Below are 9,572 nucleotides of genomic sequence, written 5' to 3' on the forward strand. Positions count from 1 at the left end.
CCCTACACCTGCGCCGACGCCCCCGGCACCGCCCCGCAGGCGCTGATCCTGCCCGGCGGCGAGTGCCACCACCCCGACGGCCGCCCCCTCAACGGCACGATGGACCTCGGCGTCCGCACCTGGGGCGACCGCCCGGACGCCCCCACCGTGATGCTCATCGGCACCTACCTGATGCGCGGCGAGATCAGCGGCCGCCTCCTCGACGCCCTGCCATCCCTGCTGACCCTCCCGGCCGAGACCTCGCCCAGCCCGCTCACCCCGCTGCTCATGGACGAGGTCGTCCGCGACGAACCCGGCCAGGAAGTCGTCCTCGACCGCCTGCTCGACCTGCTAGTCATCAGCGCCCTGCGGGCCTGGTTCTCCCGCCCCGAAGCCGCCGCGCCCGGCTGGTACGGGGCCCTCGCCGACCCCGTCGTGGGCCGCGCTCTGCGCCTCATCCAGGACGACCCCGCCCACCCCTGGACCGTGTCCGCGCTCGCCGCCAAGGCCGGCGTCTCCCGCGCGGCCCTGGCCCGCCGCTTCACCGAACTGGTCGGCGAGCCGCCCATGACCCACCTCACCGCCTGGCGCCTCGCCCTCGCCGCCGACCGCCTGCGCGACACCGACGACACCCTGGCCGCCATCGCCCGCCAGGTCGGCTACGGCAGCGCGTTCGCGCTCTCCAGCGCCTTCAAACGGGTCTACGGCGTCAGCCCCCAGGAACACCGCGCCCGGGCGGCGTAGCCTGGCCCACGTGTACCAGGAGCGGCCGGCCCGGCTGACCGGCGCGGTGGTGTGGTGGCGCACCCCCGAGGACCCCGCCGTCCGTCCGGTGCTGCCCGACGGCTGCATGGACCTGCTGTACAGCGAGGGCCGGCTGCTGGTCGCCGGCCCCGACACCCGCGCCCACGTGCCCGCAGGCCCGCCCCGCGCCTGGGCGGGCGTCCGCTTCCATCCCGGCACCGCACCCACCCTGCTCGGCGTCCCGGCCCACGAACTGCGTGACGTCCGCGTGGAGTTGACCGACCTGTGGCCCGCCGGGCGGGTACGACCCCTGCGCGACCGCCTCGCGGCCGCACCCGACCCCGCCACCGCCCTGGAGGACATCGCCCTGGACCTGGCCGCCCGCGCCGCGCCCCCCGACCCGCTCCTGCGCCGGCTCGTCGAACGCCTGGACGCGGGCCGCCCGGTGGCCGCGACGGCGGACGAACTCGGCATCGGGGCCCGTCAGTTGCACCGCCGCTCGCTGACCGCGTTCGGCTACGGCCCCAAGACCCTGGCCCGCATCCTGCGCCTGCGGCGCGCCCTCGACCTCGCCCGCTCCGGCGTCCCGTACGCCGAGACCGCGGCCCGCGCCGGTTACGCCGACCAGCCCCACCTCGCCCGCGACGTCAGGGAACTCGCGGGCACCACGCTCGGCGCGCTACTCGGCCCCGGCGGCTAGCGGCGCGAACAGATCGACGCCGTTGCCGTCGGGATCGTGCACGGTGGCGTACCGCTGCCCCCAGAACGCGTCCCACGGCTTCAGCTCCCCGTGGTACCCGGCGCCCACCAGATCCTCGTACACGGCGTCGACCTCGGCGGGCGAACCGCACCGGAAGGCGAGCGCGACCCGCCCCCCACCGGAGGGCGCCCGCCACTCGGGATGGAACGACCTGACGGTCGCCTCGGGGTCCAGTGCGAGCACCAGCCCACCGGGCAACTCGGCCTCGACATGCGGCTGTTCCTCGGCCCCGTCCGGAAAGACCAGGCCGAGGCGACGGTAGAAGGCGAGCGAGGCGGCCAGATCGGAGGCCACCACGCCGATCACGGCGAATCGTGGAGTCATGCACGCACCGTAGGCGGACCCGTGGCGGCCGGTCTTGAACGAATCGGACACGCCTGCCCGGCCCGCACGACGCATAACCGGTTGCGGACCCCCACCGCCGCCACGATGATCCGACTGATCTGGGGCGGGGGAGTGGCTGTTGGCCGACATGTTCGTGTGCGGGCGGTGCGGTACGGAGCTGACCGCTCCGGTGACCCGGGTGGCGCTTCCGGTGCGCGCCCACCAGTCCTACGGGCACGCGATGCTGCCCGCCCTGATGGAACCGGGCACCTACGCGGTCGACCCGGAACCCCGAGGCGGGCCCTGGCGCCTCTGGGACGAGGTCGGAGAGGAAGCCGCGGCGGCCCTCGGGGTGTTCGCCCCCGTGCACTCCCTTCCCTCCGGACCACCGGGCGCGGTCGCCGTCGCGCCGGGCGACACCCGCGCCACCGTGTTCATCCCGGGCCGGTGCGACGGCTACTGCATGGGCCTGGACGGCCGCGACGGCCCGAACCTCGCCTGCGAGGGCTGCGGCCGGGCAGTGGCGACCCGGATGGACGACTGCTCGATCTGGCAGGCCGTCTGGCTCGACCCGACCGCCGTTCGCCGCATCCAGGGCCCCGCGCCCCGGGCCGCCGACTGGACCACCCTGCTCGCCGGGGAGCGCGGCACACCGCCCGTCGAGCAGCCCGGACACTGGAGCCCCCAATGGGAGGCGGCCGCCGGCGCGGCCCTCGCCCACCTGCTTGCGGCCTCGGCCGGCGAACCCGTCGCCCTGCCCGCCGGACTCCTCACCGACATGTTCGGCCGCGCCCTGACCCCGCTCCTCCCGCCCGGACGGCCGACGCGGACGCTTTCCCTGGCCGGGCCCGGCCGGCCCGACCCCGACGGCGCGGAGATCGCCGCGGTCCCGGTGCACCCCCGGACCGGGGAGCCATGGCGGCCGCCAGGCGCACCGGCGACCGTACCGCTGCCCGTCGACGTGTGGCTGGGCCTGGCCTTCCCGGAGGACCGGTCGCTGCTGCCGGTGACCGGCGGGCTGCCCCGGGACGTGCGGCGCGACGACCCGCTGCCGTCCCACCCGAACTGGGTGTTCCGCCCCGACCGGCAGGTGTTCCTGCGCACCCTGGCCCGGCTCCCCGAGGTCCACCGCCCGTGGCTGCGCGAGGTCTACGACCGGCTGCGGGACGAAGCCGAGCTGTTCTAGAAGGTCACCGGGCCCCGTGGTGTCCCCACCGTGAAGGACAGTGCGAACGGACCCTCGCTCAGCGTGAGTTCGGTGCCCAGCGCGGCCAGCGCGAGCCGCACCCCGGCCGGGTCGGGCGCGGTGGCCGTGACCTCGAGCAGCGGCGTGACAGGCAGCCCCGAGCCGGTCGGGTGCACCGAATCGCCCCAGTCGATGAGGAAGGGGACCAGCCCGCCGTGGTGCGCGGTGCCGCTGTCGGTCAGCCGCCACCGCAGCAGGGTGCCGTCGGGGGTCCGGCGGCTCATCGGGTGGACCGGCCCCGGATCATGGCCGTGCTCGCGGGCACCGGTGACCGTCGCGTCCAGATCGGGCGGACTGATCGCCCAGGTCACCGTGCGCGGCCCGGCCAGCCGGTCGACCCCGAACGGCCGCAGCTCCACCGGCTCCGGCTGCTCCGGGTCCGGACCGATGATCTCCAGATAGCTCCGCCCGCCGAGCGACACCAGGTAGTTGCGGGTGCCGAGCCCCACGTGCACTCCACCGGGCGCGGGCGCCACCCCCGTCCGCCGCTCGAACTCGGCGACGGTCGCGCCCAGTTCGGGTGTGGCCAGGACGAGGTGGTCGAGCAGCGGCGGAATACGGCTCATGCCCCGCCTCAGCCCCTGCCGGGCAGCTTCAGGAACGCGGCCCAGGCCGCCGGGGTGACCGTGAGGTGCGGGGAGGCGGGGGTCTTGGAGTCGCGGATGTGGATGGAGGTGGGCCGGAGGGCGACTTCGAGGCAGGCGCCGCCTTCGCCGCTGCTGTAGCTCGACTTGAACCACTCGGGTGCGGTGTCGCTCATTGCTCTCCTAGCAGACGGTCCAACAGGTCCCGCGTGTCCTCGGTGTTGAGGGCCTGCGTCCGCAGCATCGCATACTTCTGGGTCACGATCCCCACCTCGTCGGGATCGCCGATCAAGGTGCTGCCACGCTGCGTCTCGCTGTACGCGAGTCGTTGGTGCTCGGGAGTCTCCAGGAGGATGAACGGGCCTTCCAGCCCGGCATGCGAGGTCCGGCCGAGCGGCAGCACCTGCACGGAGATCCCCTTCATACCGGCGTACTCCCGCAGGTGCCTCAGTTGCTCGACATGGACCTCCCGCCCGCCCAGTTGGTCCCGCAGCGCGGCCTCCCAGATCACGAAGCTCGCGGTCGGCGGCACTTTGCGGTGCAGGATCTCGCGCCGCTCGATGCGCGCCGCCACGAACTGGTCGATCTCGTCATCGTCGTAGACCGGCACGCGGCTGCTGAACACCGCCCGTGCATACGCTTCCGTCTGCAACAGCCCGGGCACCAGCAGGCTCTCGTACCACGAGATGACGATGGCCTCCCGTTCCTGAGCCAGATACTCCTCCGCCCACATCGGGACAAGATCCACCTCGGGCATCCTGCTCACGGCGACCGACAACGTCCCCTTGGTGTCCAGGAGTTCGTCGAGCTGCTCGGCGACGTCCGGTTTCAGTGGCCGTCTGCCCTGCTCGATCGACGCGATCATCTCCTCGCCGAGGACGGACCGCCGGCCCAGCGCGCTCTGTGTGTACCCGGCCGCCTCGCGATGGAGGGCGAGCAGTGCCCCCACCATCTTCATCGCCGAGGCGTTCTTCCGTGCCCGTCGAGTCGTCCCCATGCGGTCGCGCTCCCACCCGCTCGCGTACGTACCGTCCCATGATGGATACAGTGTGTGACGTCCTGTCGCCAGAACGCCGAAATCCCCTTCTCGGGTGTGTAGTTCCGGGCGGCGTGCGCCATACGTCTGCCATGGCGCCTCGCATCCTCGTGTACACGCGGACCACCGACTACCGGCACGACTCCATCCCGGACGCGGTGGAGGCCGTTCGCGGGCTCGGGGGTTTCACGGTCGAGCGCAGCGAGGACCCGGCGGACCTGGAGCGGCCCCTGGCCGGATACGCGGCCGTCGTCTTCCTCTCCACCAGCGGCACGGTGCTGACCCCCGCCGGACGGCTGCGGCTGGCGGAGTACGTCGAGGCGGGCGGCGGCTTCACCGGCGTGCACGCGGCCGCCTGTACGGAGTACGACTGGCCGTACTACGGCGAACTGCTCGGCGCCCGGTTCGACCGGCATCCGGCGTACCAGCCGGGGAAGGCCGTCGTGGAGGACCCGGCCCACCCCGCCACCCGGCACCTGCCCGGCGTGTGGGACTTCACCGACGAGTGGTACGACTTCCGCTCCGGCCCCAGGCGCCGGGACGGGGTGAGGGTGCTGCTGCGCGCGGACGAGGCGTCGTACGAGGGAGGCGGGATGGGGGCCGACCACCCGCTTGCCTGGTGCCGGCCGCAGGGGGCGGGGCGGGTGTTCTACACGGCCTTCGGGCACGCCGCCGAGGCGTGGCGCGACCCGGACTTCCTGGCCCACCTCCGCGGCGGCCTCGCCTGGGCGGCACGGCTCCCCGAGTGACGTTTCTGCGGTGAACCCGTTCCGCCATCGGGGTGAGTAAAGCCGGTGTACAGCGCGGGTCATGCGCGTACCCAGGGAAGCTCTTGTGTTGGTAAAGGGCGTCGAGACGCGGTGGACCGGACCCCGGCCCCGCGCCACCCACCCACTGGAGGAGCCGGACCTTGAGTTACGGAAACAAGCTGCGCGAGCGGATCGCCGGGCCCGGGACCACACCGCTGATCGGCGTGTACGACATGTACTCGGCGTCGATCGCGGCCAAGCACTACGACGGGATGTTCGTCTCGGGCTTCGGCTTCGCGGCCTCGTACTACGGCCTGCCGGACATCGGCTTCATCGCATGGCCGGACATGGTGGCCTTCGTCCAGCGGCTGCGGGGCGCGTTCCCGCACCACCACCTGCTGGTCGACATCGACGACGGGTACGTCGACCCCGAGGTCGCCTGCCACGTCGTCGAGGGACTGGAACGGATCGGCGCCTCCGGGGTCATCCTGGAGGACCAGAAGCGGCCCCGCCGCTGCGGGCACGCCGACGGCAAGCAGGTGCTGCCGCTGGACGAGTACCTGGAGAAGCTGGAGAAGGTCCTCCAGGCCCGCAAGGACCTGGTCGTCGTCGCCCGTACGGACGCCACCGACGAGCACGACATCCTGCACCGCGCGGAGCGGCTCGCCGCTACGGACGCCGACGTGGTCCTGGTCGACGGGGTGCGCAGCGTCGAGTGGATCGGGCGCATCCGGGAGGTCGTGGGCAGCAAGCCGCTGCTGTTCAACCAGATCGCCGGCGGCAAGTCGCCGCGCCTGTCGCTCGGCGAGCTGTCCGACCTCGGCGTCGACGTCGCGATCTACAGCACCCCCTGTCTGTTCGCCGCCCACGAGGCGATGAACTCCGCGCTGGTCGACCTGAAGGCGGCCGACGGCCGGCTGCCGCGGCTGGACCCGTCCGCGGGGGTCGGCGTGAAGGCGTCGACCAGCCTGCTGGAGCGCAACATCGCCCCCGAGCGGCTGTTGCCCGAGGGCGTGGGCGTGTGACGGCCGGCCCCGGGCCCCGGTTCGGGGCCGCCACGATGATCGCGGCGGCGCTCCTCGGCGCCGCCGCCGTGCCCGCCGTGGCCAACGGCGGCAGCCTGGTCACCGTCATCGACAACTCGCACGCCGACTCCATCCTGGAGGTCGACCGCACCGCGAACGTGCAGACCGGCAGCGGTACGGCCGGCAGCGACCACGACGGCAGCGCGGTGGACGCCATCCAGGCCATGCTCGGCGAGCACCCGGCGGACGAGGACGACTGACGGCACATCGAGCGTGAAGGGCCGGGCACCCGTGCGGGGCTGCCCGGCCCTTGGCGCGTCCCGTGGATCCGCCGCCCCTTCGCGTCACCCCGCGCGGGCGGCGCCCGGTCAGTCCTCGCCCGGGGCCGGGCGGCCGTTCCCGCCGGGTTCGACGACCTCCTGCGGGGCGTGCCCGCCGCCCGGCGCGACCACGGTGGTGCGGTGCAGAGCGGGGGCGACGGTCCGGCTCGCGGCCTCAGCCGTGCCGTAGGCGGTGACCAGGGCGACGGCGACCGCGGCCAAGGCCGCCGCACCGCGCGAGGAGGGGCTCATGCCAGGAGAACGGCCCCCACCGCGGGCGGTCACCGCGGTCCGCCCGAACGAGCGAAGGCCGGCGCCGCCCGTACCGGCCCGGCGCACCCGCCGGGCCGGCGGCTCGGCCCGCCCGCCCCGGGGCGCTCACCTGCCGCCGTCCGCGCCGGCGGTCCGGTGGGCCGCCCCGTCCCGGACCGCGTCGCCGGCGCGGTGCGCGGCCATGCGCCGGTCCCGGCGGAAGCCGCCGCCCGTCGGCGCGGTGAGCACGGCCAGGCAGGCGATGACGAGGGCGACGCCCAACCAGCCGGTGGCGGGCAGACGTTCACCGACGACCAGGACGGCGAGGACGGCCGCGACGGCCGGTTCGAGCAGCGAGAGGGTGGTGGCGGTACTGGCGGGCACATGGGCGAGGCCCCAGCCGAACAGGACGTAACCGGTGAACATCGGCACCAGCGCCATGTACGTACCCACCGCCGCGTCGGACCAGGACGCGACGAGCGGCGCGCCGGTGACCAGCAGGACCGGCAGCAGGAACAGGCCGCCCAGACCGAAGACGGCACCCATCGCCGCCCGGGAGGGGATCCGGCGGGTGATGAGCCGGTGCGCCGCCCACGAGTACAGGGCATAGGTCGCGGCGGCCACCACCCCGAGGCCGACACCGAGCAGCGTCGCCGGCACGGAGGCCGACCGCCCACCGTCGGCGCCGCCGCCGCCGCCGTCGATGGCGTGCGCGGCCTCGGCGACGCACAGCAGGACGGTGCCCAGCAGGCCGAGCGAGGCCGCGAGCATCCAGCGGCGGGTCAGCCGGCGGCCGTCCACCACGCGCTCGATCAGCGCCGAGGCGAGGGGGGCGGTGCCGATCGACACCACCGTGCCCACGGCGACCCCCGCCAGGTGCATGGAGCTGTAGAACGCCAGGGGATAGACCGCCACGGAGACCGCGCCGAGCAGCACCGTGCCGCGCCGCTCGCGCAGACCCGTGCGGTGACGGGCGATCCGGGGCGCGGCGAACAGCGCCTGGAGCAGTCCGCCCAGGCCCATCGCGACGGCACCGATGGCGAGGGGGCCCACCTCGGGCGCGAGGGTGGCCGCCGTGCCCGTCGTGCCCCACAGCACGGAGGCGGCGAGCACGCACAGCGCGCCGATCCCCGCGGAACCGCCCCGCCCGCCGCCCGTCACAGCCGGTCCAGCAGTGCGACGGCGATCGACCGGGCGTGCCGGACACGGTCGCCGTCGCCCTCAAGACCCGCGCGGGCCATCGCGCCCTCCAGAAGGAACGCGAGGTGCTCGGCCGTCGCACGCGCCTCGCCGGGGCGGTCGGGCAGCAGCTCCGCCAGATGCCCCGCGATCAGCCCCTCGACCTCCTCCTTGTGCGCGCGCACCACCGCCCGGCCCTCGTCACCGGCGGGCAGCTCGGCGGCGGCGTTCAGCAGACCGCAGCCGCGGAACCCGCGCTCGTACGCGAACTCCGCGTGATCGGCGTACGCGTCGAACACCGCGAGCACACCCTCGCGCGGTCCGGGCGCCCGCTCCAGCCGGGCCCGGTAGAGGCCGAGCCACTCCTCGTGCCGGGCGTCGAGATAGGCGCGCACCAGCTCGGCCTTGGAGGAGAAGTTGTTGTACAGGCTCATCTTCGCCACGCCCGCCTCGGCGGTGATCGTGTCGATGCCGGTCGCGGCCACACCGTCCGCGTAGAAGCGCCGGGCGGCAGCCGCCAGCAAGCGCTCCCGGGCGGGACGCCGCCTCCCGGACGCCGTCGCGCTCGTCTCGGTCTCACCCATGCGCCATCTCCATGACTAGGTAGGTCGGTCTATCTAATGTAAGCCATGGCCGGGGCGGCTGTCCCGCTGCCCGCACGGGACGGCCACCACCCGGCCGTCACCCCGACGGCGCAGCCCAGGGTCTGTGCACCGGAATACATCCGTGCGGTGTGGTGCTCTGTTGTGAACGGCACTGGCACGGCGAAGGGCTGGTGGGCGATGACGGAAGACCAGACGGGCCCCGTGGTCGGAACACGCCACGGGGCCGTCCGCGGCCGGTACGAGCACGGCATCTCGGTGTTCCGGGGCATCCCGTACGCCGCCCCGCCCTTCGGCCCCCGGCGGTTCAGGCCGCCCGAGCCGCCCGAGCCCTGGGACGGAGTGCGCGACGCCGGCGCCTTCGGGCCCACCGCTCCGAAACCGCCGTACTCCGAGGCGTTCGCCCGCTACCTCTCCGACCCGGTCATATCCGGCGACGACTGCCTCAACCTCAACGTGTGGACCCCCGCACCCGGCCCCGGCGCCCGGCTGCCCGTCCTGGTCTGGCTGCACGGCGGCGCCCTGACCAGGGGATCCTCGGCCGTACCCGTCTACGACGGCCGCACCTTCGCCCGCGACGGAATCGTCTTCGTCTCCGTCAACTACCGCCTCGGCGTCGAAGGCTACGGCCTCTTCCCCGACGCTCCCCCCAACCCCGGCCTGCGCGACCAGCTCGCCGCACTGCGATGGGTGCACGAGACCGGGGGGGGCCCCCGCGGGGGGCCCCCCCCCCCCCCCCCCCCCCGGCGGCCGGGCCGCGGGGGGAGTGGGG

General features: G+C 74.3%; 14 protein-coding genes. 7 read left to right on the top strand and 7 right to left on the bottom strand.

Going from position 1 to position 9,572, the window contains the following annotated elements:
- The coding region (locus V7E45_RS34685; RefSeq protein ID WP_333778226.1) for an AraC family transcriptional regulator at positions 1-723 on the top strand (723 nt) is incomplete at its 5' end.
- Between the two features lie 10 nt (positions 724-733).
- Positions 734-1,423 carry a helix-turn-helix domain-containing protein gene (locus tag V7E45_RS34690; RefSeq protein ID WP_333778227.1) on the top strand — a complete coding sequence of 230 codons (690 nt, stop codon included), beginning with the start codon at positions 734-736 and terminating at the stop codon, positions 1,421-1,423.
- On the opposite strand, the gene V7E45_RS34695 is transcribed toward V7E45_RS34690, so the two are convergent.
- The gene (locus tag V7E45_RS34695) at positions 1,403-1,807 is read right to left on the bottom strand and encodes a VOC family protein (RefSeq protein ID WP_333778228.1); all 405 of its coding nucleotides are present in this window, start codon (positions 1,805-1,807) and stop codon (positions 1,403-1,405) included. The genes V7E45_RS34690 and V7E45_RS34695 overlap by 21 nt on opposite strands.
- 148 nt (positions 1,808-1,955) lie before the next feature.
- On the opposite strand from V7E45_RS34695, the gene V7E45_RS34700 reads away from it, so the two are divergent.
- Complete coding sequence (locus V7E45_RS34700) at positions 1,956-2,993, top strand: hypothetical protein (RefSeq protein WP_333778240.1); 1,038 nt, start codon at positions 1,956-1,958, stop codon at positions 2,991-2,993.
- Here the strand turns inward: V7E45_RS34700 and V7E45_RS34705 are convergent.
- From V7E45_RS34705 to V7E45_RS34715, 3 genes are read right to left on the bottom strand one after another with little or no spacing between them, the layout of a single operon-like run.
- Complete coding sequence (locus tag V7E45_RS34705; protein ID WP_333778229.1) at positions 2,990-3,619, bottom strand: VOC family protein; 630 nt, start codon at positions 3,617-3,619, stop codon at positions 2,990-2,992. The genes V7E45_RS34700 and V7E45_RS34705 overlap by 4 nt on opposite strands.
- Before the next feature lie 8 nt (positions 3,620-3,627).
- Entirely contained in the window at positions 3,628-3,813 is a 186-nt protein-coding gene (locus tag V7E45_RS34710; RefSeq protein WP_333778230.1) for a DUF397 domain-containing protein, read from the bottom strand.
- Positions 3,810-4,634 (bottom strand): helix-turn-helix domain-containing protein, encoded by an 825-nt coding sequence (locus tag V7E45_RS34715; protein WP_333778231.1) that lies wholly within the window; start codon positions 4,632-4,634, stop codon positions 3,810-3,812. The genes V7E45_RS34710 and V7E45_RS34715 overlap by 4 nt, the downstream gene beginning before the upstream one ends.
- Positions 4,635-4,765: 131 nt before the next feature.
- Between V7E45_RS34715 and V7E45_RS34720 the strand changes: the two genes are divergently transcribed.
- The 3 genes from V7E45_RS34720 (at position 4,766) to V7E45_RS34730 (ending at position 6,707) form a co-directional block, all read left to right on the top strand.
- Positions 4,766-5,422, top strand: a complete 657-nt coding sequence (locus V7E45_RS34720) for a ThuA domain-containing protein (protein WP_333778232.1) — start codon at positions 4,766-4,768, stop codon at positions 5,420-5,422.
- 161 nt (positions 5,423-5,583) lie between these two features.
- A complete protein-coding gene (locus tag V7E45_RS34725) occupies positions 5,584-6,447 on the top strand; it encodes an isocitrate lyase/PEP mutase family protein (RefSeq protein WP_333778233.1) in 864 nt (287 codons plus the stop codon).
- Positions 6,444-6,707: a hypothetical protein gene (locus V7E45_RS34730; RefSeq protein WP_333778234.1), complete on the top strand. Its 264-nt coding sequence runs from the start codon at positions 6,444-6,446 to the stop codon at positions 6,705-6,707. Before V7E45_RS34725 ends, V7E45_RS34730 begins: the two co-directional genes overlap by 4 nt.
- Before the next feature lie 108 nt (positions 6,708-6,815).
- Here the strand turns inward: V7E45_RS34730 and V7E45_RS34735 are convergent, their stop codons facing one another.
- The 3 genes from V7E45_RS34735 to V7E45_RS34745 form a co-directional block, all read right to left on the bottom strand.
- The gene (locus V7E45_RS34735; protein WP_333778235.1) at positions 6,816-7,019 is read right to left on the bottom strand and encodes a hypothetical protein; all 204 of its coding nucleotides are present in this window, start codon (positions 7,017-7,019) and stop codon (positions 6,816-6,818) included.
- Between the two features lie 126 nt (positions 7,020-7,145).
- Positions 7,146-8,180: a DMT family transporter gene (locus tag V7E45_RS34740; protein WP_333778236.1), complete on the bottom strand. Its 1,035-nt coding sequence runs from the start codon at positions 8,178-8,180 to the stop codon at positions 7,146-7,148.
- A complete protein-coding gene (locus V7E45_RS34745) occupies positions 8,177-8,782 on the bottom strand; it encodes a TetR/AcrR family transcriptional regulator (protein WP_333778237.1) in 606 nt (201 codons plus the stop codon). The genes V7E45_RS34740 and V7E45_RS34745 overlap by 4 nt, the downstream gene beginning before the upstream one ends.
- 198 nt (positions 8,783-8,980) lie before the next feature.
- On the opposite strand from V7E45_RS34745, the gene V7E45_RS34750 reads away from it, so the two are divergent.
- Positions 8,981-9,572 (top strand): carboxylesterase family protein (locus V7E45_RS34750; protein ID WP_333778238.1); only part of this gene is annotated, 592 nt, incomplete at its 3' end.

The sequence above is a fragment of the Streptomyces sp. IBSBF 3136 genome (assembly GCF_036815105.1).
Taxonomy (GTDB): domain Bacteria; phylum Actinomycetota; class Actinomycetes; order Streptomycetales; family Streptomycetaceae; genus Streptomyces.